The sequence below is a fragment of the Glutamicibacter creatinolyticus genome (assembly GCF_006094275.1).
GTDB classification, from domain to species: Bacteria; Actinomycetota; Actinomycetes; order Actinomycetales; family Micrococcaceae; genus Glutamicibacter; species Glutamicibacter creatinolyticus.
The window spans coordinates 978,459-1,002,971 of sequence record NZ_CP034412.1 but is presented as its reverse complement, the minus strand read 5'-3'; the positions used below and the strand labels follow the sequence as shown (position 1 = coordinate 1,002,971).

Genomic DNA, 24,513 nt, shown 5'->3' with positions numbered 1-24,513 from the left:
GCTGGCCTTGGCCAGCACGAAGCGCTGCCTGCCTAGTCGCGGGTCAATACTCCGCGCCCGACCAGGACCGCTGGGCCGCTGAGGATGACATCGTCGGTGCCATCCTCGTTCTTGCGGAAAGCCACCCCCACTTGTCCGCCGGGGATGTTCACCACCCAGTCATCGATTACCGTGGTCGAACCGGCCCAATAGCGGACCGCCGCCGCTGCGGCACAGGCTCCGGTGCCGCACGAGAGCGTCTCCCCGACCCCGCGCTCGTGAACCCGCATGGTCACGGCCCCAATCCCTTCGGAGACCAACGGCTCGGCCGGCACCACGAATTCCACGTTCGTCCCGTGTTCGGGCACCGGATCCACCGCGGGCGCGACGCTCAGATCCAGGGCCGAGAGCTCCTGCATCTCGGCCAGGGCCACCACGGCGTGCGGATTGCCCATGGTGATGGACAAGGCCGGGCGCCCCTGCTCCCAGCCGTGGGCTCGCACCAGGCTGTCCAGCGCGTTGTCGTTGGCCTGTTCGGAATGGATCAGCCCCCAGGGACCCAGGTTGACCGCATACCCGTCCTCCAGCCGGGTCACCTGCTTCACCCCGGCACGGCTGCCAATCTGTAGGGTGCTGCCCACCGGCAGGTCCACCAGCTGCTCCTGGATCAGGAAATGCACGAACAGGCGCACCCCGTTGCCGCACATTTCCGCGATGGACCCGTCGGCGTTGCGGTAGTCCATGAACCAGTATGCGTCGGGCTGCGCCTCCACCTGGTAGGCGTACTCCTCCACCGCTGCGGTGGGCACGGCACGTATGACCCCGTCACCGCCGAGCCCGAAGTGCCGGTCGGCCAGCGCGGCCACGTGCTCGGCCTGCAGCACCAGCTGGTCCTGGGGATCGGAAATAAGCACGAAGTCGTTGCCGGTGGCGTGGCCCTTGGCATAGGACAGGCCGGTGAGCTGATCAAGTGCATGAGCCATGGGGGTGTCCTTTGCTGGCGGTGGTTTCGCTAGTGCGCGGCGGCGTCGCTGGAGACAAGTTCCAGCGCCCGCTCTATGGTTCCATCCTCGGTGGGGTCCAGCCAAGTAACCCGGTCATCTGCCGAAAACCAGGTAATCTGGCGACGGGCGAACTTGCGCGTGGCCACAATGGTGGCGTCGATGGCCTGCTCGCGGGTGAGCTTCCCATCGATCAGGTCAATGTACTGCTGGTAGCCGATGGCCCGGGACGCGGTTTTCCCCTTACGCAGCCCCCGATCAAGCAGGCCACGCACCTCATCTTCCAGGCCCTGTGCATCCATGTGATGCACCCGGGCGGCCAGACGTTCATGCAGTGCCGGCCGGTCCAGGTTCAACCCGATTTGGATGGCCGGCTGGAAGTACTGGCGTTGGGGCATATAGGAGCTGAACGCACGCCCGGAGATCTCATGGACCTCCACGGCGCGGATGGCGCGGCGCAGGTCCAGGTTCCGAGCCGCCGAAACCGGGTCCACCGCGGCCAGGTGCGCGCGCAGCGGCGCTTCACCTTCGTGATCCACCTGCTCTTCCAGACGCCGGCGCACCTGCGGATCAGTGGGCGGGAAGTCGATGACATCCAGTGCCGCACGCACATAGAGCCCGGAGCCGCCGACCATGACCGGCACCCGGCCGCGGGAACGGATCTGCTCAAAGCAGATGCGCGCCTGTTCCTGGAAACGGGCCACCGATGCCTCCTCGGTGATGTCCATGATGTCCATCAGGTGGTGTTCGATGCCGCCGCGCCCCCCCAGTGGCAGCTTGGCGGTGCCGATGTCCATCCCACGGTAGAACTGCAGGGCGTCGGAGTTGACGATCTCCCCGCCCAGCTGTTGGGCCAGGGCGATCGCCAGATCCGATTTTCCGGTGCCGGTGGGCCCGACGACCGCGATCACCGGCAGGTATGCTGCATCCACGTCCCGGCTACTTGCGCACCATCAGGGTGGGCATGCCCAGGCTGGTCTTGCCCGGGGTGCTGTTGCCGCCGGAGGCCGGCACCCCGCAGCTTTCGGCCTGAGCGCGGTCCCATGCGTCCCCGGCCCGCGAACGGCGCAGCGAGTACTGTTCCAGGCTGGGGTCGGAGATCAGGTGGAATGCGGCGGCCTCGGTGATCGGCAGGGTCACCAAGTCGCCCGGGCGCGGGCTCTGGGCACCTTCGGGCACCGAGAAGTGCACCAGACGCTGGTCCTGGGAACGCCCGGCCAGACGGTGAGTTTCCTCGGACTTGCGCCCAGACTGTTCGGTGACCAGTACCTCCACGGTGCGGCCCAGTTGCTTGGCGTTCTCTTCCTTGGCGATGCGGTCCTGCAACGCGGTCAAACGTTCGAAGCGTTCCTGGACCACGGCCTTGGGCAGCTGCTCCTCCATGGTGGCCGCAGGGGTGCCCGGGCGCGGCGAGTACTGGAAGGTGAACGCGGAGGAGAACCGGGAGGCTTCGACCACGTCCAGGGTGGCCTGGAAATCCTCTTCGGTTTCACCGGGGAAACCGACGATGATGTCGGTGGTGATCGCCGCGTGCGGGATCCGCTCGCGCACCTTGTCCAGGATGCCCAGGAATTTCTTGGAGCGGTACGAGCGGCGCATGTCCTTCAGCACCTTGTCCGAACCCGACTGCAGCGGCATGTGCAGCTGGGGCATGACGTTCGGGGTTTCGGCCATGGCCTCGATGACGTCATCGGTGAACGCGGCCGGGTGCGGGCTGGTGAAGCGCACGCGTTCCAGGCCCTCGATCTCACCGCAGGCGCGCAGCAGCTTGCCGAAGGCCAGCCGGTCCCCGAACTCGACACCGTAGGAGTTCACGTTCTGGCCCAGCAGGGTCACCTCGATGGCGCCGTCGGCGACCAGGGCCTTGATTTCTGCCAGGATCTCCCCGGGACGGCGGTCGCGCTCCTTGCCGCGCAGGGAGGGAACAATGCAGAAGGTGCAGGTGTTGTTGCATCCCACGGAGATTGACACCCATCCGGCATACACGGATTCGCGGCGGGTGGGCAATGTGGAGGGGAAGACGTCCAGGGTCTCCAGGATCTCCAGCTCGGCCTTCTTGTTATGGCGTGAGCGAGCCAGCAGGGTCGGCAGTGAGCCGATGTTGTGGGTTCCGAAAACCACGTCCACCCAAGGCGCCTTCTTCAGGATGGTGTCCCGGTCCTTCTGGGCCAGGCAGCCGCCGACGGCGATCTGCATATTCGGGCGTTCGCGTTTCAGCGGGGCCAGGCGTCCCAGGTTGCCGTAGAGCTTGTTGTCCGCGTTTTCGCGCACGGCACAGGTGTTGAAGACGATCACGTCGGCCACGTCATCGACCTGCTCGTCGGGTTTGCGGCTCAACCCGGCATCTTCGAGCAGGCCGGAGAGCCGCTCGGAATCGTGCACGTTCATCTGACAACCGAAAGTGCGCACCTCATAGGTGCGGGGCAGGTTTTCGTCGTCAATCGGGGTCAGGGTTGCTTGCTCAGTCACCATTCAAGGTTACCGAATCTTACCGGTCTGGACATCTTAGCCTTGGCTGTTCTGAGCGCCGGCTAAGACGTCGGTAGCCGTCGGGGGCCGCGGCTGCGTATCCGCGCGTTGGCCCTAGTGTTCGCCGAAGCGGGCGTCCCATTCCTCACGCGCGACGCGGAAGGCCATGGATCCGTTGTAGCCCTTGCGCCCTAGCATCCCAACCAGTCGGCGCAGTGCCTTTGCGCGGTCTACCCCCATGGATGCCGGACGGAGTTTGGTCCGGGCCAATTCGCGGGCCCGCTCTTCCTCGTCCGCGTCATCCACTTGTTCCAGGGCCATCTGGGTGATTTCGTCATCGACTCCCTTGGACCGCAGTTCATGCTTCAGCGCCTGGCGAGCCAGCCCCCGGGTTCGGGTGCGGGCGCGGACCCAGGCGTCGGCGAACTTTTGGTCATCCACCAGGTCAACCTCGATGAAGCGTTCGATGACCTCATCGGCGATGGCCTCGGGACACTCCTTGTCCAGCAGCTTGTCCTTCAGCTGCTTCGCGGACTTGTCGCTGGCGGTCAGCTGGCGCAGCAGGATGGCGCGCGCCTTCTCCCGCCATTGGTCATCGCTGAGTTCTTCGGGTTCTTCGGTTTCCCGCTGTGCCGTGGACAGGCGCTTGGCGGAGCGCTTCTTTTTTTCGGCCTTCCGCGGCGGAGCGGGTGATTGCATGATCCGCTCCATGGAGGCACGCAGCTCCTCCACCGTGGCTGGCGACCCGTCCTCCGCACCAGCCACTTGCGCGGACGCGAGTGGACCGGACGTCGCGGTGGAAGGTGTGCCTGCGGAGGCATCCGCCGCAACAGAATCGTCGTCTACGTCCTGCTCGTCGGGGTCGGGTCTGGCCCAGTCGGGCATCTCCTGCGGGTCACCGAAGAACTCATCGGATACGCGCTCGGCGCCGTACCCGGAAGAGTTTCCGGGTACGGCGCCGCGTTTCTTGCGTGGGGGCACTGCTACTTACTCGCCTTCGACGACGCGCAGGCCTTCGGTGTCCTCGCCCTCGGCCTCTGGCATTTCCACAATGCCCAGCTTCTGCTTGATCTGCAGTTCCAGCTCGTTGGCCAGGTCCGGGTTGTCGCGCAGGAAGCGGCGGGCGTTCTCCTTGCCCTGCCCCAGCTGGTCGCCGTCATAGGTGAACCAGGCACCGGACTTCTTGACCAGCCCGTGCTCCACGCCCATGTCGATGAGGCTGCCTTCACGGGAAATACCCACACCGTAGAGGATGTCGAACTCGGCCTGCTTGAACGGCGGGGCCATCTTGTTCTTCACGATCTTCACGCGGGTACGGTTGCCGACCGGGTTGGCGCCTTCCTTCAGCGTCTCAATGCGGCGGATGTCCATGCGCACCGAGGCGTAGAACTTCAGCGCCTTACCACCGGTGGTGGTTTCCGGGCTGCCGAAGAACACACCGATCTTTTCACGCAGCTGGTTGATGAAGATGGCGGTCGTCTTCGAGGCGGAAAGGCGACCGGTGATCTTGCGCAGCGCTTGGGACATCAGGCGTGCCTGCAGACCCACGTGGCTGTCGCCCATTTCGCCTTCGATTTCAGCCCGCGGCACCAGGGCGGCCACCGAGTCGATGACGATGATGTCCAGGGCGCCGGAGCCGACCAGCATGTCCATGATTTCCAGGGCCTGCTCACCGGTGTCCGGCTGGGAGACCAGCAGGGCGTCGGTGTCCACGCCCAGCTTCTTGGCGTATTCGGGATCCAGGGCGTGCTCGGCGTCGATGAACGCCGCGATGCCGCCGGCCCGCTGCGCGCTGGCTACGGCGTGCAGGGCCACAGTGGTCTTACCCGAGGATTCCGGGCCGTAGACCTCCACCACGCGTCCGCGCGGCAGTCCGCCAATGCCCAGGGCCACGTCCAAGGCGACCGAACCGGTGGGAATGGCTTCGATGGGCGCGCGAGTGTCATCGCCCAAACGCATGACCGAGCCCTTGCCGAATTGCTTGTCAATCTGGCCGAGGACTGATTCGAGCGCCTTTTCCCGATCATTTTTTGCTGCCATGGTTCACCTTTAAGTCGTCGTGGCTACCTGGGTATGCCTATCGATATTTGTCTTACTGCTCTCCACAGTAGGACTGCGCTCCGACACTTTGGACTCGATGACGCCAAGTGTGGAGAAGTTTTGTGTTTTTCTGCGCTTGCGCGTGTGTACGAAAACAACGGTATCCGAACACGTGTTCGAAATCAAAGCTTCTGCCTTCGAACACGCCGGGAAGTTTATTCCTTGATTTCGATGTCCGGGCCCAGCCAACGGTCCGTCGGCACTTCCTGTATGCGGCAGACCGCTTCCCACACTGTTTTCGGGTCGATTCCGCGCTCCAGCGCCTGGGAGGCGTTCAGACTGCCCAGCTCGGTGAGCGCCAACGAGCCGGCCAGCACCCGGGAGTACCGGGGACCGAACTCATGCTCCATGTTTCGCCAAAAATCGCTTAATCGCACGTAGATATTCTCCCACGAAATACCGGCAGGACCCCCGCCCAAGGCGAAGGTCCTGCCGGTGTTTTAGAAGTTTGAAATGCCGGGATGTTGATTAGTTGGATGCCGAAGCCAGCGGCTTGTTGAAACGCTCCGGAAGATCGGTGGCGAATTCGCTGGACAGCTCGGAGGGGATGGTGTCCGGGATGGTGATGCCTTCAGCCAGTGCGATGCGTTCGGAAACCTCACGCAGCATCAGTGACAGTGGCACCTCCAGGGCGATGCAGATCGAGGACAGCAGTTCGCTGGAAGCCTCCTTCTGACCGCGTTCGACTTCCGAAAGGTAGCCGAGGGACACACGGGCACTATGGGAGACCTCGCGTAGAGTGCGGCCCTGACGCTGACGGACGTCGCGTAGGACATCACCGATTTCGTGACGGAGTACTACCATTTTGTGCTCCTCCTTCTCGTGCTGGACCTCAGCTGGTTGGCCCATGTCGCGCCAACGGACAACTCCATTGACTGTGACGGGTTGCTTAACCATGTGTGTTGCCTTTGCTCCTGGGTCCTAAATTCGGGTCTGAGACCCGGCCGAGATACCCTCGGCCGTTGTCTGTTTCAACGGTGCCACCGGGTCTTTTGTTCCCGGTACCCTTACCCTAATCAATACTTTGCGACGAACGCCACATCACCAGCCAATTAACGGGAACTGTTGCGATATGTGTTGCCGCTTCTAATTATTTCGAGCCAGCCTGTGAATTTTCTTGGCCGAGCATGGCAACTAGCTGTTGCAGCGCGGCCGTGGTGCTCTGCTCCCGGATCCGTTGCCGGCTGCCGACGAAGTGGTGGAGCACCGACCCGGCCTGCGTGGCGGTGGCCCAGCCGATGTAGACGGTGCCCACGGCCTTGCCGTCGTGCGCGGCCGGCCCGGCAACGCCCGTGGCCGACACCGCCACATCGGCGCCGCACGCCTGCCGGGCGCCGACGGCCATCAGCCGCGCGACCTCCGGGTCCACCGAGCCGTGGGTGGAGAGCAGCTCGGCCGGCACATCCAACAGTGAGGCCTTGACCTTGGAGGAATAGGAGACCACCCCGCCCTGCAGCACGGCCGAGGAGCCGGGCACCGAGGCGAGGGTGGCGCTGATCATGCCGGCGGTCAGCGATTCGGCCGTGGCGATCTGCCGCCCCGTGGCCCTGGCCAGCTCAACGACCCGAGTTGCTAGTTCCGTATGCATGCTCCTGCCTTCCCTCCACGTGTCCTACATGTTCTAATCCTTGGTCGGCCGGCGGCGGTGGGCCTGGCCGTATCCCTTGGCCGCCTACTGGGTCCGGCGCGCGTTTGAGCGCAGCTTCGCCGCCTTCACGACGTAGTCCAGTCCGGTCAGCACGGTCACCGCGACGGTGAGCAGCATGATGATCCAGGCGGTGGTGCCCAACCAGTCAATGGTGTGGGTGAACGGCAGCAGGTAGAGGATGATGGCCACGGTCTGCAGCACGGTCTTGACCTTCCCGCCCATGTCCGCCGCGATCACCCCGTAACGGATGACGGCGAAGCGCAGCAGGGTGATCCCCCACTCACGCACCAGGATCACGATCGTCACCCACCAGGGCAGTTCGCCGATGATGGAGAAGACCACCAGCGCGGAGCCGGTGAGCAGCTTGTCCGCGATCGGGTCGGCGATCTTGCCGAAGTTGGTGATCAGCCCGCGGCTGCGGGCCAGGTCCCCGTCCAGCTTGTCGGTGTACATGGCCACGGCGAAGATCGCCACCGCCACCCAGCGCCACACCCCCTGGGTGGAGTTGTCGGCCAGCAGCGCCCAGACGAAGAAGGGCACCATGATGATGCGCACCGTGGTGAGCACATTGGCGATGTTCAGCGTGGGAACCGGGGCTTCACCGCTGGAGGGGTTGGTCATCAATTACCGTCCTGTCAGGTTCCAGGCGTCCTCGCCCGATTGGTCGTCACCGTCGTAGTAGTCCACCGCGGCCTCCCGGCTGTCCAGGTCCGCGGCCACCTCGTCAACCGGGCCAGCGTGGTTCACGTTGGCCTCGTCCACCAGCGCCTGCTCGGCGGCGGTGGCCTGGTGGCTGGCCGCCTCGTCTCCGCGCATGGCGGCGAGCACCGCCGGCAGGTCGTCCGGCTTGACCAGCACGTCGCGGGCCTTGGAGCCCTCCGAGGGGCCGACCACGCCGCGCGATTCCATCAGGTCCATCAGGCGTCCGGCCTTGGCGAAGCCCACGCGCAGCTTGCGCTGCAGCATCGAGGTGGAGCCGAACTGGCTGGTGACCACCAATTCGGTGGCCTGCAGCAGCAGCTCCAGGTCGTCTCCAATGTCCTCGTCGATCTTCTTCTTCTCGGCCGTGGGCACCACGTCGTCGCGGTATTCGGGCTGCAGCTGCTCCTTGACGTGCTTGACCACGCGCTGGATCTCCGACTCGGTGACCCAGGCGCCCTGCACGCGCATCGGCTTGGAGGAGCCCATGGGCAGGAACAGTGCGTCACCCTGGCCCAGCAGCTTCTCCGCGCCGGGCTGGTCCAGCACCACGCGCGAGTCGGTGACCGAAGAGGTGGCAAAGGCCATGCGGGAGGGCACGTTCGCCTTGATCAGGCCGGTGACCACGTCCACCGAGGGGCGCTGGGTGGCCAGCACCAGGTGGATGCCGGCGGCACGGGCCAGCTGGGTGATGCGCACGATCGCGTCTTCGACGTCGCGTGGGGCCACCATCATCAGGTCGGCGAGCTCGTCGACGATCACCAGCAGGTACGGGTAGGGCTTGAGCACGCGCTCGGATCCGGCCGGGACCTGCACCTTGCCCGCGCGCACCGCCTTGTTGAAGTCATCGATGTGCTTGAACCCGAAGTTCGCCAGATCGTCGTAGCGGGTGTCCATTTCCCGCACCACCCAGGCCAGCGCCTCGGCGGCCTTCTTCGGGTTGGTGATGATCGGGGTGATCAGGTGCGGCACGCCCTCATAGGCGGTCAGTTCCACGCGCTTGGGGTCAACCATCACCATGCGCACCTCATCCGGGGTGGCGCGCATCAGGATCGAGGTGATCATGGAGTTCACGAACGAGGACTTACCGGCACCGGTGGCACCGGCGACCAGCAGGTGCGGCATCTTGGCCAGGTTGGCGACCACGAAGCCGCCCTCGACGTCCTTGCCCACGCCCATCACCATCGGGTGGGCGGACTTCTTGGCGTTGTGGCTGCGCAGCACGTCGCCCAGCGCCACGATTTCCTTGTCGGTGTTCGGGATCTCGATGCCGATCGCGCTCTTGCCCGGGATTGGGGACAGGATGCGCACATCGGAGGAGGCGACCGCGTAGGAGATGTTCTTGGACAGGGCGGTGACCTTCTCCACCTTGGTGCCCGGGGAGAGTTCGATCTCGTAGCGGGTGACCGTCGGGCCGCGGGAGAACCCGGTGACCTGGGCGTCCACCTTGAACTGGGTGAGCGTGTTGGTCAGCGCCGCGACCACCGCGTCGTTGGCCTCGGAGTGTTCCTTGGCCGGCGGGCCGGCAGGCAGGTAGTCGTTGGAGGGCAGCGTGTAGGTCACGTCGCCGGAGAGCTGCAGCTGTTCGGTGCGCTGCGGGATGGGGCTCAGCGGCGGGGCCGGCTTGGTGCGGTCCAGCGCCACGGTGCTCATCGCATCGGTAGCCGCCTCCGGTTCGTCCTTGCCCAGGCCCACCTGGTTCATGATGGCCGCCATCTCGGCCTCGGCCTTGGTGGGTCGCTTGACTCCCGGCGGCGGGGTATCCGGGGCCGGGTGGCTGATCGCCTCGGTCGCCGGTTCGGCGTCCAGGCCGGCTTCGCCGTGCAGTTCGGGGATCTGGTCCAGGGAGACGGTGGCGGCATCGTCGATGACCGCCTTGTCGTAGGCCACGTCCCCGACGCGCTCGTGCTCCACTTCCCCGTCCACGTCGTAGACTTCGGTGGCCTTCTTGGCCTTGGGCTTGAAGAACGAGGACTTCTTCTTCTTGGGGGCCGGGGCGGGCTCGGGTTCCCCATACAGGTACGACTGGTCGTGCTCCTCAGCGTGCGGGTCCAGGTCGCTGACCTTCGGGGCCACCGCGGTGCGCGGGGCGTTCGGGTCCTGGCCGAGCAGCCGGTTGTAGCCTCCACGGATCCGCGTGGGGATCTGGGTGATGGGAGTGGCGGTGACAATCAGCAGCGACATGAACAGCAGGAAGATGAACACGGCCATGGCTCCGGGGACCGTGATCAGGGACGCCAGCGGAGGCCCGAGGATGGCTCCGCTCATCCCGCCGCTGGTCCACAGGGTCTCAAAGTCGGAGGACACCGCCGGGGCGCCGGCGGCCAGGTTCGCCACCGCGGCCCCGGATAGGGTCATCACCAGCAGGCCGATGCCGATGCGGTTGTTCGCCGCATCGTTCTGCGGGTAACGGAAGAGCCGGGCGGCGCCGATCAGCAGGATCGGGGGCAGCATGACGGCCATGAAGCCCAGCGAACCACCGGCGACCGCGTGCACGCCGCGGCCAAACCATCCCACATCGCGCAGTCCCCACCATTCGACGATGGCGACCAGGATCGCGATCAGGGTCAGGAACAGTCCCGTACCGTCACGGCGCACCTCATAGTCCGGGCGGACGTTGCGCCCGATCTTGCGGAACGCGCCGCCAACCACCCGGGCAATGCCCATCCAGAAACCGAGGATGGCGCGCAGCGGCAGCGCCAGCTCATTCTCTGGATTCTCGGGAGTCTTCTTCTTGGACGCGGCACTCGCTCCCCGCGGTTTGCGCGTGGAGGAGGTCTTCGCGCCCTTTGATTGGGTACGTGGAGCCATATAACTAGGGTATCGCCCCAATTTGTGCGCCACCCGAATTTACACGGAACAGGCCCGTAACCCTGTGCTGGATGATCGTCACAGCGCCCCCACCGCACACCTGCAAGACCTGCTCTTCCACGGCCAGGGCCATGACAGCACTCACGGGCCATGGGTCTGTACCGCGTCACGTCGCGGCAGGTATTTCAGGATTCCGCAGGTGGCCACCCACGCTACGAGCATGCTCAAGACAACAAACATCGCGGCAACCAGCACCGGCCAAACCCCGTCGTTCACCGTCAGGGCTCCTGCACCCCAATACAGTCCCGGCAGGACCGCCCCCAGTCCCGCGCCCATGGCCGAAAGACGGGCCTGGCGCCACCCGCTGCTTCCGGGGCGGCGTTTTTCGACGAAGCTCAGCAGCAGGGCTGCACCGAGAATCGGCGCCGCGGCAAGCAGGACCCCGAACACTCCCCCATACGCCAGGCCCACCACCACCGAGGCTACGGAGGCGGCCATCCCCTGCTCTATTGCGGGCAGCATCAAATAGGCGCCGAGAATGGCGCCCAGCAGCGCGCCGATCAGCACACCCACCACCAACTGGTAGCGAAAGAGCCGCCCGACAGGTTCGGCAGCAAGATGTTTCATGGACACATCCTATGAACTTCAGGATCGCTTTCCACACGGAGACCTGTTCGCCGCCGGGTTGTCGTCCGAAGAAGTCAGCCCGAAGCATTTCCCAAGGTGCTGCACAGACACTGCTAGGAATGATTCACTCTGGGTTGGCACCACCTCGGTAGGGCTGTTCCCGCCACACGGATTCGGGCTGTTCGACATGATCGGCAATGTCTGGGAGTGGACCGCGGACTACTGGATGTACCGCCACCTACCGGCTCGCAGCCCGCTGGGCCGGTTGTTGGACCGGCATGCCGCTGTCGCTTAACAACATCAGCCCCCGCAATTTTTCCGAATCAACTCAGAAAAAGAGCGGGGGCTGACGTTATGGGCAGCGTTTACGCTTCGAGCACGACCGGCACGATCATCGGGCGTCGGCGCAGCTTGCGCGACACCCAGGAACCAATGACGCGGCGGGTGATCTGCTGCAGCTGATGGGTGGTGTGCGACGGGTTGTTCGCCACCGCCTCCACGATTGCCGCTTCGATCTTCGGCTTGATCTCGTCAAAGACCTTGTCGTCCTCGGCCACGCCGCGGGCGTGGATGTCCGGTCCGGTGATCACGGTGCCGTTCTGGCGGTTGATCACGGTGATGACCGAGATGAACCCCTCCTCGCCGAGCACCACGCGGTCCTTCAGGTCATCCTCGGTGATGGTGCCGACCTTGGAGCCGTCCACGTACACGTAGCCGCAGTCGACCTGGCCGACCAGCTGGGCGACCCCGTCCTTCAGGTCGATGACCGAACCGTCCTCGGCGAGGATCACGTTCTCCTCCGGCACCCCGGACTGCGCGGCCAGCCGGCCGTTGGCAATCAGGTGGCGGGTTTCACCGTGCACCGGCATGACGTTCTTCGGGCGCAGGATGTTGTAGCAGTACAGCAGCTCGCCGGCCGAGGCGTGCCCGGAGACGTGCACCTTGGCCATGCCCTTGTGGATCACCTCGGCGCCCAGGCGCATCAGGCCGTTGATGACGCGGAACACCGCGTTCTCGTTGCCCGGGATGAGGCTGGAGGCCAGGATCACGGTATCCCCGGCGCCGACCTCGACCTTGTGGGTGCCGTTGGCCATGCGCGACAGGGCGGCCATCGGCTCGCCCTGCGAACCGGTGGACATCAGCACGATCTTGTGGTCCGGCAGCTGCTCGACCTGCTTGAGGTCAACCAGCACGTTCTGCGGCACATGCAGGTAGCCCAGGCGCTCGGCGATGCCCATGTTGCGCACCATCGAACGTCCAATGAAGGCGACCTTGCGGCCGTGAATCGCCGCGGCATCCAGCACCTGCTGCACGCGGTGCACATGCGAGGAGAAGGAGGCGACGATGATCCGGCGGCGGGCCTTGGCGAACTGTGCCTCGAGCACCGGGCCAATGTCCTTCTCGTGCACGGTGAAGCCGGGCACCTCGGCGTTGGTGGAGTCCGGCAGGAACAGGTCCACGCCCTCCTCGCCCAGACGGGCGAAGTGGCGCAGGTCGGTGATGCGCCCGTCCAGCGGCAGCTGATCCATCTTGAAGTCACCGGTGTGCAGCACGGTTCCGGCCTTGGTGCGGATGAACACCGCCAGCGCATCAGGGATGGAGTGGTTCACGGCCACGTATTCGCATTCGAACGGGCCGATCTGGGTGACCTCGCCCTCCACCACGACGGTGGAGTTGGCCTTCAGGCGGTGCTCGGCCAGCTTGGCCTCCACAAACGCCAGGGTCAGCTTGGAGCCGTAGATCGGGATGTCCTCGCGCAGACGTAGCAGGTAGGGCACCGCGCCGATGTGGTCCTCGTGGCCGTGGGTGAGCACCATGCCCACCACGTCGTCCAGGCGGTCCTTGATGTAGGAGAAGTCCGGCAGGATCAGGTCCACGCCGGGCTGGTGCTCCTCGGGGAAGAGCACGCCGCAGTCAACGATCAGCAGCTTCGAGTCGATCTCGAAGACCGCCATGTTACGGCCGACCTCGCCCAGACCGCCGAGCGGGACCACACGCAGGGTGCCCTTCTTGAGTTTGGCAGGTGTCTGCAGCCGTGCAGTATCAGCCTTGCCGACAGAGGATTCGGTCATGAACGAAAACGCCCTTTCTTTTACAGATCCCAGCCGCCCTCACGAAGGTCGGAACGAATGGCATCGAGTTCGGCGTCCGACGGCGCGAACAGCGGCAGCCGGACGGTGTTGGTCGGCAGGACACCCTGCCAGTGAAGAATGTGCTTTGCCGCCACGGCCCCCTGGATGTGGCCCATGACGGCGCGCTGGATCGGGTCCAGCTCGAAGTGGGTGGCGCGCGCGGTGGCCAGGTCCCCGGCCAGCATGGCGTCCACCAGCTTGCGGTACTGGGCCGCGGCCACGTGGGCCGAGACCGAGACGACGCCCACGGCCCCGGCGGCCATCAGCGGCAGGGTCAACCCGTCATCCCCGGAGTACACGTGCAGGTCGGTGTTGGCCAGCACGGTAGTCGTGGACTGGTAGTCGGCCTTGGCGTCCTTCAGTGCGATGACCTGCGGGATGTCGGCCAGGCGGATCAGGGTTTCGGCGGCGATGGCGATCCCGGCGCGGCCCGGGATGTCGTACATCATGATCGGCAGGTCCACCGCGTTGGCGATGGCCTCGGTGTGCGCGACGATGCCGGCCTGGCTCGGCTTGTTGTAGTACGGTGCGGTGACCAGGATGCCGTCCACCCCGGTCTTGGCGGCTTCGCGGCTGAGGTTGATCGAGTGCCGGGTGTCATTGGTGGTGGAACCGGCCAGGACCTTGGCCCGGTCCCCCACGGCTTCCACGACGGCGCGGAACATGCCGATGTTTTCCTCATCGGTCAGCGTGGAGGTTTCGCCGGTGGTGCCGGTGACAACCAGGCCGTCGCATCCGTCGTCCACGAGCTTGTTGGCCAGCTTGGCTGCGGCGTCATAGTCAACTTCACCATCGGTGGTGAAGGGGGTGACCATCGCAGTCAGTACGGTGCCAAACGGGTACGTGGAGAAATCGGATGCACTAGAAGCCATGATTCAAATCTACACGTCGCACCGTGCCGATAGCATCTTCTTGTTAATCTGTGATGCCATAAGGGCTATGCGACTGAGCACAACCGGCAGGCTGTCGGGTCTTGATGCGGCCCGCACCGCGGCCATCCTGGGCATGTTTGCCGCCCATGTTTTTCCGTTGTACCACCAGGATCCGCTGGTGGGCGGCTCTGTGCCGACGGTGACCGGGTGGCTGGCGGCCGGGCGGGCCTCGGCCCTGTTCATGGTGTTGGCCGGGGTGTCATTGGGCTTGTTTTGCCGCAGCCTGCAGCGCCGCGGCCTGACCCGCGGCCAGGTCACCACCGTGATCCTGCGCCGGGCCTTGGTGATCGCGGCGCTGGGCATGCTGCTTGGACCGGTCAATGAGCGGATCGCGAACATCCTGGTGCATTACGGGCTGCTGTTTGCGGTGCTTGCCGCCGCGGTGTTCCTGCCCGCCCGGATCCTGGGGCCGGCCGCGGTGCTGTGGCTGGCACTGACCCCGGTGGCCTGGCGGCCGTTGGCGGCATTGCTGGAGCCGAAGGTGCTTGGGCACAATCCCACGTTCGTGGATCTGGCCCACCCCGTGCTGCTGCTCCAAGACCTGGTGGTCACCGGCTACTACCCGCTGCTGGTGTGGTGCGGGTTTGGCCTGCTGGGTCTGTGGCTCTCCCGGTTCGCGCTGGGCCAGCCGCGCGCCGCGTGGTGGTTCTTCGCTGGCGGAACGGCCATCGCGGCGGCAACGTTTGCCGCCGGTTGGTTCGCTGCCCAGCGCTTCCTTGGGGAGTTGGCCTCCACGTCCGGCATGAGCAGGAGAGATGCGAGCACCGCGCTGCTCACCGGACGCTCCGCTGGCGGGAACCTTGACGCGTTCCTCGGCGATCCGAGGTATCTGTGGCTTCCCACGCCGCACAGCACTTCACCGGTGGCCTCGGTGCACGCGGCGGCCTGCGCCGTGGCGGTACTGGGAATCTTCCTTCTGCTCACCGACCGGCTCGGATACGTGGGTCAGCTGGTCGCCGCCGCGGGCCGGGCGCCGCTGACCCTCTATGCCGGGCACCTGATTCTCCTGCCCATCCTGCAGCTGTTCTTCCGGCCGACAACCTGCTGGTGGATTCTTTGTGCCGTGGTCCTGCTGACGGCGCTCACCCTGGCCCGTACGGGGCGCTCGGCGCCACTGGAGGCTGGGGTGAGGTACCTGAGCGGCGTTGATTCAAGGTAGCGCGGCGGATTACCGCCGGTATGGCAAAGACTCGTGCCCCCGCTGGGAAGCGGGGGCACGGGTCTTTGTTGCCGGTTAGCTGTTGGTTTTCTGCTTGCCGAGCCAGAAGTTGATCGCCGTGCGCATTGAGGTGCGGGCCCGCTTGCGGTCCCCGCTGGCATCATAGGCCAACGCCAGGCGGTACCAGGACTGCCAGGATTCCGGATGCTCTTCGACATCGCGCTTGTGGTTCTCGAAGTCGGCGTCGGCGGCTTCGCGCACGAAGCGCCCCGAGGGCATGCGCGGCAGTTCCTCGGGCAGCCCGCCGGTGTCAGCCAGCTGCTGGCCCATCTTCTGGGTGCGCAGCCCGAAGAGGATTTCGCGGATCAGGATCCACACGCCCAAGGCGGGAATCACCAGGATCGCCACACCCATGACCTTGGCCACCGGTTCGTCCGTGGACAAGAACCGAACCGCCTGGTTGAAGGCCATCAGCAGATAGAGGACAAACAGGAGCAGAATTCCGCCTACCCAAATCTTGGTTTTCATGCGCCCAACTCCAGGTATCCGTCCAACCCGTAGGTCAGTCCCGGTCGACTAGCCACGGTCCGCAGCCCCAGCAGCACGCCGGGCATGAAGGAGGCGCGGTCAAAGGAGTCATGACGCAGGGTCAGCTGCTCCCCCGGTCCACCGAGCAGGACTTCCTGATGGGCCACCAGGCCGCGCAGACGCACCGAGTGGACGTGGACTCCATCAACAACAGCGCCCCGGGCGCCATCCAGCTGGGTTTCGGTGGCATCCGGGCTTGGCGCGACCCCGGCGTCCTGCCGGGCGGTGGCGATCAGCTCCGCGGTTCGCACTGCGGTTCCGCTGGGGGCATCCACCTTGTTCGGGTGGTGCAGTTCGATGATTTCCACCGACTCAAAGTACTTCGCGGCCGTGGCCGCAAAGGCGCTGGTGAGCACGGCTCCAAGGGCAAAGTTCGGGGCAATGAGCACACCCACGTCGGGTTTGGACTGCAGCAGTTCGCAGAGGCTTTCGCGCTTCTGGTCATCCCAACCGGTGGTGCCAACCACTGCATGCAGGCCGTTCTCGACGGCGAAACGCACGTTTTGCTCGGTGGCGGCGGGCACCGACAGATCCACGATGTGTGTTGCCCCGGCATCCAGTACGGCTCTCAGTTCATCATTGCGCCCCAGGGCCGCGACCAGTTCCATATCCTCGGCCGCTTTGACGGCGGTGATGGCTTCAGAACCCATGCGTCCGCCGGCACCGAGCACGGCCACCTTGATTTGTGCACTCATGCGTTTAAGCCTATCCCCTGCCCAGCGCTGACTCGTCGCTGGGTTAAGTGATCTGCACCTGGCATGACGTCAAGGGTGCGCGTTGCGGCCTGCCCGGATTCTGTCCGTACGCACGGTGCTGTCCACTTCATCTTGCCTTTGCCCTGTCAGTGGTGAAATGCTTTTCGCAGGATTGGATCTAGGAATGGAATACCGTGGCACGCACGAAAGCAGGGTTGGCCGTTGGGGCTTTGATGTTGACCCTGGCAACCATGATTTCCGGCTGCAGCGACGCAGTCGAACCACAGGCCATCAGCGATGATGAGAAACAGGATCTGGTAGCGCAGATTGAGGCCAGTACGTGGGTGGAAGACCCGACGTGCAGCATCGAGGTATTCCGCCAGGACGGGGACACGACGTTTGGCTGGGCCGAATGCACCAACGCGTCAAACGTTGATTCCGGGCAAATCGAGCAGTCAGCGAATTACCCGTTCAAGGTTCAGGGTGAAACCGTGACGGTACCCCGTGAAGGCAAGCAGTACCAGGAAGACGTCAAGAAAACCTTCCCCGAGGATCTGTGGTCCACCATTGAGAAGTATGGCGGGGTCAGCTCGTCGGTGCCCGGCGAAGAGTAGTGGCTGCCCCTCTTCGCCGGTTGCCGGGTTTCGGACGGCCGGGAGGGGTTACAGCCCCAGCTCGGCCTCGGAGTCAAATGGCCCAACCACGGTGATGGTACGTGGCTTGGCCGCCAGTTCCCGCGCCAGTTCCTGAACGCTCTCGCAGGTCACTGCGGCCACCCGGGCCAGGGCTTCGTCCAGGTCCTGGAATTCACCGGTGATCATTTCGGCCCGTCCCAGGCGTGACATCCGGCTGCCCGGGTCCTCCAGCGCCAGCACGGTGCCGCCCGAAAGCTGCCCCTTGGCCTTGCGCAGTTCTTCCTCGGAGATGCCCTGCGCTGCGAGCTTCTCCAGCTCGGCTTCCAGCAGCCCGATCACTTCCCCGGCCTTGGCCGGGGTGCAGCCGGCGTACATGCCGAAATAGCCGGCATCCGAGTAGGCGGCGGAGAAAGAATAGGTCGAGTACACCAGGCCGCGCTTTTCACGGATCTCCTGGAACAGACGCGAACTCATGCCCCCGCCGAGCACGGAGTTCAGCACGGCCAGGGTATGGCGGCGCTCGTCGTGGCCGGTGATGCTGGGGCAACCGATGATGATGTTTGCCTGCTCCCCCGGGCGCGTGATGACTTCAACGCCGGCGTGGCCGGTGATGTCTGCCGGGGTGGCGTCGCGGCGCGGTTCTGGCTCGGCCATCGGGTCCAGGTGCCAGCCAGCATCCTGCAGGGCCTCAAGCACCAGGCGGCACACCTCATCGTGCTGCAACGATCCTGCCGCGGTGATAATCAGCTCGCTAGGACGGTAATGGGCGTGATAGTGCTCCATGACCGCTTCACGGGTGGTGCTGCGGATTTCCTCCGGCGTTCCGCCAATGGGACGGGCCAACGGGTGGTCCCCGAGGACGGCGGCGACAAACTTTTCATGGGCTACATCCATGGCATCATCGGCGTCCATGGCGATTTCTTCAATGATGACCCCGCGTTCCTGCTCCAGCTCCTGCGGGTCGATAACCGCGGAGGTGACCATGTCGGCAATGACCTCCATGGCCATGGGCAGATCCGAGTCGAGCACCCGGGCGTAGTAGCAGGTCGATTCCTTCGCTGTGGCCGCGTTGGCTTCCCCACCGACCTCGTCAAAGGCGTGGGCAATTTCCAGGGCAGAACGCTTCTTGGTGCCCTTGAACAGCAGGTGTTCCAGGAAGTGGGTGGAACCGTGATGCCCTTCGGTTTCATCCCGGGAACCGACCGGCACCCAGAATCCAACCGTGGTTGAACGCTGCCCGGGCATGGCCTCGGTCAGGACCCGCACTCCGCCAGGCAGAATGCTGCGCCGAACCTCGGAACCGCCGTCCCCACGGTGCACCAAGGTGGGGTCGGCCGGATCCACCGAAGAGAACTCACTGGTTGACAGTGAATGCAACGGCAACGGAATCATGACCACTGAGGAACGTCCTTTTCTGGGAAGAAAACTTGGAATCTTGGGGTCTCGCCAACCCCAAAATAGCTTGAACTATTTTCGCATAGCGTCCTGTATTTCAGCTTTGCGTGGGAGCAAGCTCTCACCTCGGCTCCCATGACCATCACCGGCGCACGAGCCGCCGCCGAACCGAACGCTAGAGCCGTGGATCCAGCGGCTCGGATTCCAGGGCCAACACCCCGAACACCATTTGGTGCACCTTCCACAGCGGTTCGTCCTGGGCGGTCAAGCGCAGGGCCTGAAGTCCAAGGATGTACTCCTGCAAGGCCCGGGATCGCTTGCGATCCGTGGCCCGTTGTCGCAGGCGCTCCAGGTTTTCCGGCTTCAGGTAGTCAGGACCGTAGATCAGCCGCAGGTACTCACGGCCGCGCACCTTGATGCCGGGCTGCACCCAGCCTTTGGCTCCGCGAGTCAGGTTGCTCCACGGTTTGACCACCATGCCCTCACCACCGCTCTGGGTGAGTTCCTGCCACCACTGCACCGCTTCCCGTTCGGAACGCGGATCCTCGAGGTTCACCTGCTGCCAGCGGGTTGCGGAAAACACGTCCGGACCGGTCCGGGCCAAACGCCTGGCGATGTCCAGATGCCAACCGTGGTCCCGTTCCTCATGAGTCTGCCCCTCAGAGGCCAGTACCTGGAACGCAGCGAATCGCAGCTCATCGGGTGAACCGATGTATCGGCGGTAGGCTTCGCGGAATTGCACCACGTGCTCGCCACGCTCCCGCGTGCGTGACAGCAGGTCCGTGACATCCAAGCCCGTGGCGGCTGCCTTCTCCAGCACTGAAACACCTGCGGCCATCGCCGCGGTCCCGGCGGCGGCAACCGACGCGTAGGTGTCCTTGATCAGGGACTCTGCCTTGAGAGACCAAGGAAGCAGTTCACCGTCCAGCATCACCCAGTCCGTGTCCAGTTCCGCCCATAACCCCGACTCGTCACAGATCTGGTGCGCCCGTTGCAGTAGCTCGCGCTCGGCGGCGCCCTCCAGAAACGATCGCCCGGTTCGGGTGTGCAGGGCCCCCAGCCACTCAGCCGGTGCGTTAAAGCGCTTGGGATTGCGGCTGAGCAACAGCACCGCCCGGGATCCCATGTGCTTCTCTTCGCACACCACCGTGGTGATTCCCTGCTTACGGAAATAGGTGAACGCTTCGGTCGGGTGCTCCAGGTACCCGGGACTCTTGGAGGATTCCGCCGGAGCCATGGTCGGTGGCAGGTAGCGCAACCAGCGCGGGTCAATGGCAAATCGGCTCATGGTCTCCAGCGCCCCGGCAGCCTGCTCTTGGCTAATCCGGATGGTGCCCAGCCCCTTGGCTTTCAAGTGCAGCGGGCCGGTGACATCCTCCATGGACAAAACGCCAGGTTCACGTTGTGGCCCATGTGGGGACTCCAGCGGACGTATCGGTTCGCTGTGTTTTCTGAGGGCATCCACGGCGACGACTTCTCGTTCCGGGTAGCGCATGGCACTGAGCTGTCCTCCAAAGACGCAGCCAGTATCCAGGCAGGCGGTGTTGTTGATCCACGCCACCTCGGTCACCGGCGTGTGCCCGTAAAGCACCGTGGCCGGCCCGCGGTAGTCCCTGGCCCACGGATAACGCACCGGCAGGCCATACTCATCTTTCTCCCCGGTCACCTGGCCGTACAGGGCGAACGCACGGACCCTACCAGAGGCCCTGCCCTGGTACTGCTGGATCAGGCCGGCGTGGGCGATGACCAGGTTTCCGACATCAAGCACCATGTGGGAAACCAGTCCGGAGCAAAAATCGAGCACGTCTCGCTTGAAGTCGGGCCCCTCGGCTTCCAGTTGCTGCAGGGTTCCTTCCAGCCCATGAGCCAGGCTGACCTTTCGCCCGCGCAGAGCCCGCACCAGCTTGTCTTCGTGGTTTCCCGGGACCGCCAGGGCATGCCCGGAGGCGGACATCCCCATCACCAGCCGCAGCACGCCGGCCGAATCCGGCCCGCGGTCCACCAAGTCGCCGACGAAGATCGCCCTGCGACCCTCTGGCGGCAGCGCATCCACCGGACGGTTCAGCTTGTCGCGGCTGATCCGATACCCCAGCCGCTGCAGCAGCAGAACCAGTTCCTCCAGACAGCCGTGCACATCCCCAATGACGTCAAAGGGGCCATGCTGATCCCGGAAGTCGTTGAGCAGCTTGTGCCGCACGACCGTCGCCTGCGCGACCTCCTCTGGAGTGTTCAAGATGTGCAGGCGCGCGTAGCCTTCCTTGCGCAGCCCCTTCAAGGACTTGCGCAGCTGTTGATGTTGGCGCTCGATCGCCGCGGGCGGGACCCGGTACGCGACCCGCGCCTCATTGCGTTCGAGACACAGCCGCAAAGGCATATCTAACACAATGGCTGAGACGAGCACGTCATGGGCGCGAGCGACCTCAATCAGCTGTTGGCGCGCCGAGTGCTGCACGCTGGTCGCATCAACCACCGTGAGCAAATCCGCTTCCAGCCGTTTGCCGGCCACGAAGTTCAGCGCTTCGAAGGCCGCGGCCGTCACCGATTGGTCGGTCTCGTCATTACCTACCAGTCCCCGAAAGTAGTCACTGGAGAGTACCTCGAACTTGCCAAAGTGTTCGGCAGCGAAGCGCGACTTCCCAGAGCCTGACGCACCGATCAATAGAACCAGGCCGACCTCCGGGATCAATAACCGACTCATGCCTGCTCCTTTCGAAAGATCGCCATTTGGGTGGGTGTTCCGGCTCTTGGTGAGTTATCGCCTATCCCCCGGATCTCCACTGCGTAGCCGTAGCGTGAAGTGATCTCGGAGCACCACGTCGCGAACTGCTCCCGGGTCCATTCAAAACGGTGATCCTCATGCCGCATCGTGCCAGCCGCCAGCCGTGGGTACAGTTCATTGAATTCCGAATTTGGGGTGGTGACGATCACGACTCCCGCAGATGTCTCGGCAAAGACAGAGTTCTCCAATGCCGGAAGCCGCGACAGGTCGATGTGCTCAATGACCTCCATCAGCACGAGTGCGTCATGATTCCGCAAACGTTCATCGGTGTAGAGAACCGAACTGTGCAGCAGGTCGATACGGCTTCGCTCCCTGTCAGAGCGCTCCTCCAGTTGAAGGTTGCGTGCTGCCTGTTGCAGGGAGCGGACGGAGACATCAGTTCCGACAATGCGGGTGAAGAACCGGTCCTGCTGCAGACGACGCAGCAAGGCTCCAGCACCGCATCCCACATCCACCACGCTTTGTGCGCCGCATTCCTTGAGGACGCTGAGAACGGTGTTGGCGCGGTGTACGCGCAACGGCGTTTGACCAGTGGCCGGCGACTTTCGAAGGTCATCTGCCGATTCCCCACCGAGTTCCGTAGAAGCGACGGTCAGTTGTTCCTGCGCCAGACCGACCAGAGCCTTTTGATGGGCGAGGTAGCGCTGCAGGATCAATTCACGTTCCGGATGCTGAGCGAGCCACCCTTCGCCCTGACGGGCAAGCTTTTCGGTTTCATCATCGTTGACCCAATAATGCTTCGAGTCATCCAGTACCGGAAGCAGCACATAGAGTTGGCGCAGCGCGTGATCAAGACGGATCTGCCCCTCCAGCTTCAGGTGGTGATACCTGGATGCGCCCCAACTCTCGTAGTTGGGATCCAAGGGCAGGGTTCCAGTTTCCACCGACCATCCCAGTGGCTCAAAAAGCCGCTGAATCAAATCCTCCTGCTGATTTCCGCGAGCCGAGACCACGGGCAATTCAAGCCTCAATGGCAAAGGTGCCTGCACCAATTCCGGGTACATTTCACTCATGCCAGTCATGGCACTTCGAAGTACTTTTCCCAGCGCCACAGACATCAGACTGGATGCGGCATAGGGCCGGTCGTTGACGTAGTAGTCCAGCACGCCGGAATCGCCGCGGAAACGTCGGTTGCGGACCAGCCCGATGGGGTCAACTTCGAGCAGCAATGCCGCGGTGGTGAGCTGGGCTGAGACCTCAGGGTAAAAGACGTGGGCCTGCCCGACGGGCAGGTTGAAGGACTGGACCTTCGCCGGATGCTTGCGTAGCAAGTGGGACAGTGCCGTCGCATCGATCTCGGTTTCCGGGTTCGACTCCAAAGTAATGGTCAACAGCACCTGTGGTCCTCTCGCCTGCGGCAGTTGAGCCTATGCTACTTGGCCTACGCCGATAAACGCCCAGTTGAACCGAGGATTCGTGGATATCGGCGTACTGCGTCAGTTCTGACTGTTTTTAGTCGGCGCTAAAATGGATTGGATGCTCTGCGGCGCACGCCCGGAGACCACAGACGAAGGGAAATCCATGCCGGACCAGAAGTCCTTGTACGTGTTCGCCCATCCTGGAGAAGCTACCGCATTCAGCGATGTCGAGCATCTGGTCACTGGCATCGGGAAAATCAATGCGGCAACAGCGCTGGCCGGGGCACTCGCCCAGGGCGATATCCAACGAGTCGTCGTGCTCGGAACTGCTGGGGTTGTCGCGGACGGTGCGGATCGCCCCGACATGGACACTGTCTACCAGGTGACCAGGGTGCTGCAGCACGACTTTCCCTTGGAAACTGAGCCGCTTGCCCCCAGCGGTGAACTCATCGTTCCCGAACACCAACTGACCATGGCCACCGGCGATGTCTTCGTCAGTGATGATCATCAGCGCTCTCGCATCGCCGGGTCGGGTGCCGCCCTGGTGGACATGGAAGGCTATGCCTACGCCAGCATCTGCCAACGCTTCAATGTACCGCTGCAGATCTTCAAGGTGCCTTCAGACTTCGCGGACAGCAGTACCACCATCGAAGACTGGTTGTCTGTGGTGGCCCGTAAGAGCGCACAACTGCGTACGTTCTGGGAACAGCACCTGAACGATGGCGCTTTAGTCGGTTAGTTTCCCGCCCAAAGTTGAATTTCCATTTCAGCCCTCGCCTCTTTGCCACCAGCGACGTACGCTGATGGTGTCGGTATACATCGATTTGAGGCGGGGATTGCTGTGGGCTTTGTCTTTCGTAAACGTAAGAAGCTCGGTAAGGGTCTGACGTTGAACGTGTACAAGTCCGGACCATCTGTTTCCAAGAAGGCCGGCCCGTTTACCCTGTCTTCCCGCGGCAATCTCAGTATTCGCCTCGGCAAGGGCTTGGGATTCCGCAAGAAGATCTTCTAGGACCCTCTGTCTGCACGGGACGAGGCGTGGGTGAGCGGCCCGAGGTTTATTCGGCTGCTGCCGGGGGCTGGTGCGTGCGTCCATCAGTTGCATAGCTGGCTTCGAACCGTTCCATTTCCAAAATGAACGCGGCTACGTTAGCGGTTGAAGACTTTTTGGTATAACCGGTGATCATCAGCAGCAGTCCAATGGGAATTAGCCCCAACAGCACCGGGGAGCCGGAGGTTACCAACAACAGGATGCCCAGCACCGCGCCCAAACCCGAGACGACCAGACCTGTACGCTCTAGGCCATCTCCGCTGGTGAGCACGAACTCCGTGGACGGAATCGATGGCACTTTTTTGTTTGTCATCAGATGATCGTAGCCCGTCTCGGAGCTACGCGCCCTTCCCTGGCTTTCCTCCCCTGCCAAGGCGACGCGGGCACTGCTGCTCAATCTTCTTGTTATCCTTCGGCTCAGCGCCACCATTAAACGCCAGGCCCTGGCCCGCAAG

At 63.9% G+C, this 24,513-nt stretch carries 24 protein-coding genes; 5 read left to right on the top strand and 19 right to left on the bottom strand.

What is annotated here, in order from left to right; all coding sequences use genetic code 11:
* Positions 1-32: 32 nt before the first annotated feature.
* The 11 genes from dapF to GcLGCM259_RS04550 all read right to left on the bottom strand — a co-directional run bounded on the left by dapF (position 33) and on the right by GcLGCM259_RS04550 (position 11,334).
* Entirely contained in the window at positions 33-962 is a 930-nt protein-coding gene (gene dapF, locus GcLGCM259_RS04600; protein ID WP_138173206.1) for a diaminopimelate epimerase, read from the bottom strand.
* A gap of 29 nt (positions 963-991) precedes the next feature.
* Positions 992-1,912 carry a tRNA (adenosine(37)-N6)-dimethylallyltransferase MiaA gene (gene miaA, locus GcLGCM259_RS04595; RefSeq protein WP_138173208.1) on the bottom strand — a complete coding sequence of 307 codons (921 nt, stop codon included), beginning with the start codon at positions 1,910-1,912 and terminating at the stop codon, positions 992-994.
* Positions 1,913-1,919: 7 nt separating this feature from the next.
* Complete coding sequence (miaB, locus tag GcLGCM259_RS04590) at positions 1,920-3,368, bottom strand: tRNA (N6-isopentenyl adenosine(37)-C2)-methylthiotransferase MiaB (RefSeq protein ID WP_246049860.1); 1,449 nt, start codon at positions 3,366-3,368, stop codon at positions 1,920-1,922.
* A 195-nt stretch (positions 3,369-3,563) separates the two neighbouring features.
* Positions 3,564-4,430: a regulatory protein RecX gene (locus tag GcLGCM259_RS04585; RefSeq protein WP_246049776.1), complete on the bottom strand. Its 867-nt coding sequence runs from the start codon at positions 4,428-4,430 to the stop codon at positions 3,564-3,566.
* 6 nt (positions 4,431-4,436) lie between these two features.
* Complete coding sequence (recA, locus tag GcLGCM259_RS04580) at positions 4,437-5,489, bottom strand: recombinase RecA (RefSeq protein ID WP_138173212.1); 1,053 nt, start codon at positions 5,487-5,489, stop codon at positions 4,437-4,439.
* Between the two features lie 215 nt (positions 5,490-5,704).
* Positions 5,705-5,926 carry a DUF3046 domain-containing protein gene (locus tag GcLGCM259_RS04575; protein WP_138173214.1) on the bottom strand — a complete coding sequence of 74 codons (222 nt, stop codon included), beginning with the start codon at positions 5,924-5,926 and terminating at the stop codon, positions 5,705-5,707.
* A 91-nt stretch (positions 5,927-6,017) separates the two neighbouring features.
* Positions 6,018-6,446, bottom strand: a complete 429-nt coding sequence (locus GcLGCM259_RS04570; protein WP_054821044.1) for a helix-turn-helix domain-containing protein — start codon at positions 6,444-6,446, stop codon at positions 6,018-6,020.
* Positions 6,447-6,639: 193 nt separating this feature from the next.
* A complete protein-coding gene (locus GcLGCM259_RS04565; RefSeq protein ID WP_138173216.1) occupies positions 6,640-7,137 on the bottom strand; it encodes a CinA family protein in 498 nt (165 codons plus the stop codon).
* A gap of 84 nt (positions 7,138-7,221) precedes the next feature.
* Positions 7,222-7,818: a CDP-diacylglycerol--glycerol-3-phosphate 3-phosphatidyltransferase gene (pgsA, locus tag GcLGCM259_RS04560; RefSeq protein ID WP_138173218.1), complete on the bottom strand. Its 597-nt coding sequence runs from the start codon at positions 7,816-7,818 to the stop codon at positions 7,222-7,224.
* Positions 7,819-7,821: 3 nt separating this feature from the next.
* A complete protein-coding gene (locus GcLGCM259_RS04555; protein WP_138925916.1) occupies positions 7,822-10,707 on the bottom strand; it encodes an FtsK/SpoIIIE family DNA translocase in 2,886 nt (961 codons plus the stop codon).
* Positions 10,708-10,848: 141 nt separating this feature from the next.
* Positions 10,849-11,334 (bottom strand): hypothetical protein, encoded by a 486-nt coding sequence (locus GcLGCM259_RS04550; RefSeq protein ID WP_138925915.1) that lies wholly within the window; start codon positions 11,332-11,334, stop codon positions 10,849-10,851.
* Between GcLGCM259_RS04550 and GcLGCM259_RS04545 the strand changes: the two genes are divergently transcribed.
* Positions 11,333-11,629, top strand: a complete 297-nt coding sequence (locus GcLGCM259_RS04545; protein ID WP_138925914.1) for a formylglycine-generating enzyme family protein — start codon at positions 11,333-11,335, stop codon at positions 11,627-11,629. The genes GcLGCM259_RS04550 and GcLGCM259_RS04545 overlap by 2 nt on opposite strands.
* A gap of 70 nt (positions 11,630-11,699) precedes the next feature.
* On the opposite strand, the gene GcLGCM259_RS04540 is transcribed toward GcLGCM259_RS04545, so the two are convergent.
* Together GcLGCM259_RS04540 and dapA are read right to left on the bottom strand one after the other, a co-directional pair.
* Entirely contained in the window at positions 11,700-13,406 is a 1,707-nt protein-coding gene (locus tag GcLGCM259_RS04540) for a ribonuclease J (RefSeq protein ID WP_054820580.1), read from the bottom strand.
* Between the two features lie 20 nt (positions 13,407-13,426).
* Positions 13,427-14,338, bottom strand: coding sequence for a 4-hydroxy-tetrahydrodipicolinate synthase (gene dapA, locus GcLGCM259_RS04535; protein ID WP_054820581.1), 912 nt, complete (start codon positions 14,336-14,338; stop codon positions 13,427-13,429).
* A gap of 67 nt (positions 14,339-14,405) precedes the next feature.
* On the opposite strand from dapA, the gene GcLGCM259_RS04530 reads away from it, so the two are divergent.
* On the top strand, positions 14,406-15,557 hold the full coding sequence (locus tag GcLGCM259_RS04530; RefSeq protein WP_175419326.1) for a heparan-alpha-glucosaminide N-acetyltransferase domain-containing protein: 1,152 nt from the start codon (positions 14,406-14,408) through the stop codon (positions 15,555-15,557).
* Between the two features lie 75 nt (positions 15,558-15,632).
* Here the strand turns inward: GcLGCM259_RS04530 and GcLGCM259_RS04525 are convergent, their stop codons facing one another.
* The gene (locus GcLGCM259_RS04525; protein WP_138925912.1) at positions 15,633-16,085 is read right to left on the bottom strand and encodes a hypothetical protein; all 453 of its coding nucleotides are present in this window, start codon (positions 16,083-16,085) and stop codon (positions 15,633-15,635) included.
* Complete coding sequence (gene dapB, locus GcLGCM259_RS04520) at positions 16,082-16,840, bottom strand: 4-hydroxy-tetrahydrodipicolinate reductase (protein WP_138925911.1); 759 nt, start codon at positions 16,838-16,840, stop codon at positions 16,082-16,084. The genes GcLGCM259_RS04525 and dapB overlap by 4 nt, the downstream gene beginning before the upstream one ends.
* 194 nt (positions 16,841-17,034) lie before the next feature.
* Here dapB and GcLGCM259_RS04515 point away from each other — a divergent pair, with 194 nt between their 5' ends.
* On the top strand, positions 17,035-17,454 hold the full coding sequence (locus GcLGCM259_RS04515) for a hypothetical protein (protein WP_138925910.1): 420 nt from the start codon (positions 17,035-17,037) through the stop codon (positions 17,452-17,454).
* A 48-nt stretch (positions 17,455-17,502) separates the two neighbouring features.
* Here the strand turns inward: GcLGCM259_RS04515 and GcLGCM259_RS04510 are convergent, their stop codons facing one another.
* From GcLGCM259_RS04510 to GcLGCM259_RS04500, 3 genes are all read right to left on the bottom strand, one after another.
* Positions 17,503-18,873 (bottom strand): M16 family metallopeptidase, encoded by a 1,371-nt coding sequence (locus GcLGCM259_RS04510; protein ID WP_396278146.1) that lies wholly within the window; start codon positions 18,871-18,873, stop codon positions 17,503-17,505.
* Positions 18,874-19,045: 172 nt separating this feature from the next.
* The gene (locus tag GcLGCM259_RS04505) at positions 19,046-21,568 is read right to left on the bottom strand and encodes a polynucleotide kinase-phosphatase (protein ID WP_138925909.1); all 2,523 of its coding nucleotides are present in this window, start codon (positions 21,566-21,568) and stop codon (positions 19,046-19,048) included.
* On the bottom strand, positions 21,565-22,986 hold the full coding sequence (locus GcLGCM259_RS04500) for a 3' terminal RNA ribose 2'-O-methyltransferase Hen1 (protein WP_138925908.1): 1,422 nt from the start codon (positions 22,984-22,986) through the stop codon (positions 21,565-21,567). The genes GcLGCM259_RS04505 and GcLGCM259_RS04500 overlap by 4 nt, the downstream gene beginning before the upstream one ends.
* A gap of 184 nt (positions 22,987-23,170) precedes the next feature.
* On the opposite strand from GcLGCM259_RS04500, the gene GcLGCM259_RS04495 reads away from it, so the two are divergent.
* Positions 23,171-23,746: a phosphorylase family protein gene (locus GcLGCM259_RS04495; RefSeq protein ID WP_138927173.1), complete on the top strand. Its 576-nt coding sequence runs from the start codon at positions 23,171-23,173 to the stop codon at positions 23,744-23,746.
* A 102-nt stretch (positions 23,747-23,848) separates the two neighbouring features.
* Complete coding sequence (locus GcLGCM259_RS04490; protein WP_138925907.1) at positions 23,849-24,019, top strand: DUF4236 domain-containing protein; 171 nt, start codon at positions 23,849-23,851, stop codon at positions 24,017-24,019.
* Between the two features lie 46 nt (positions 24,020-24,065).
* Here the strand turns inward: GcLGCM259_RS04490 and GcLGCM259_RS04485 are convergent, their stop codons facing one another.
* On the bottom strand, positions 24,066-24,455 hold the full coding sequence (locus GcLGCM259_RS04485) for a hypothetical protein (RefSeq protein ID WP_138925906.1): 390 nt from the start codon (positions 24,453-24,455) through the stop codon (positions 24,066-24,068).
* Between the last annotated feature and the right edge of the window lie 58 nt (positions 24,456-24,513).

What these genes read in the sequence shown, in the direction of transcription:
- dapF (WP_138173206.1), bottom strand. Translation starts at nt 962, where the DNA reads ATGGCTCATGCACTTGATCAGCTCACCGGCCTGTCCTATGCCAAGGGC.
- miaB (WP_246049860.1), bottom strand. Translation starts at nt 3,368, where the DNA reads ATGAACGTGCACGATTCCGAGCGGCTCTCCGGCCTGCTCGAAGATGCC.
- recA (WP_138173212.1), bottom strand. Translation starts at nt 5,489, where the DNA reads ATGGCAGCAAAAAATGATCGGGAAAAGGCGCTCGAATCAGTCCTCGGC.
- GcLGCM259_RS04570 (WP_054821044.1), bottom strand. Translation starts at nt 6,446, where the DNA reads ATGGTTAAGCAACCCGTCACAGTCAATGGAGTTGTCCGTTGGCGCGAC.
- GcLGCM259_RS04565 (WP_138173216.1), bottom strand. Translation starts at nt 7,137, where the DNA reads ATGCATACGGAACTAGCAACTCGGGTCGTTGAGCTGGCCAGGGCCACG.
- pgsA (WP_138173218.1), bottom strand. Translation starts at nt 7,818, where the DNA reads ATGACCAACCCCTCCAGCGGTGAAGCCCCGGTTCCCACGCTGAACATC.
- GcLGCM259_RS04555 (WP_138925916.1), bottom strand. Translation starts at nt 10,707, where the DNA reads ATGGCTCCACGTACCCAATCAAAGGGCGCGAAGACCTCCTCCACGCGC.
- GcLGCM259_RS04545 (WP_138925914.1), top strand. Translation starts at nt 11,333, where the DNA reads ATGGACACATCCTATGAACTTCAGGATCGCTTTCCACACGGAGACCTG.
- GcLGCM259_RS04550 (WP_138925915.1), bottom strand. Translation starts at nt 11,334, where the DNA reads ATGAAACATCTTGCTGCCGAACCTGTCGGGCGGCTCTTTCGCTACCAG.
- GcLGCM259_RS04540 (WP_054820580.1), bottom strand. Translation starts at nt 13,406, where the DNA reads ATGACCGAATCCTCTGTCGGCAAGGCTGATACTGCACGGCTGCAGACA.
- dapA (WP_054820581.1), bottom strand. Translation starts at nt 14,338, where the DNA reads ATGGCTTCTAGTGCATCCGATTTCTCCACGTACCCGTTTGGCACCGTA.
- GcLGCM259_RS04530 (WP_175419326.1), top strand. Translation starts at nt 14,406, where the DNA reads ATGCGACTGAGCACAACCGGCAGGCTGTCGGGTCTTGATGCGGCCCGC.
- GcLGCM259_RS04525 (WP_138925912.1), bottom strand. Translation starts at nt 16,085, where the DNA reads ATGAAAACCAAGATTTGGGTAGGCGGAATTCTGCTCCTGTTTGTCCTC.
- dapB (WP_138925911.1), bottom strand. Translation starts at nt 16,840, where the DNA reads ATGAGTGCACAAATCAAGGTGGCCGTGCTCGGTGCCGGCGGACGCATG.
- GcLGCM259_RS04505 (WP_138925909.1), bottom strand. Translation starts at nt 21,568, where the DNA reads ATGAGTCGGTTATTGATCCCGGAGGTCGGCCTGGTTCTATTGATCGGT.
- GcLGCM259_RS04495 (WP_138927173.1), top strand. Translation starts at nt 23,171, where the DNA reads ATGCCGGACCAGAAGTCCTTGTACGTGTTCGCCCATCCTGGAGAAGCT.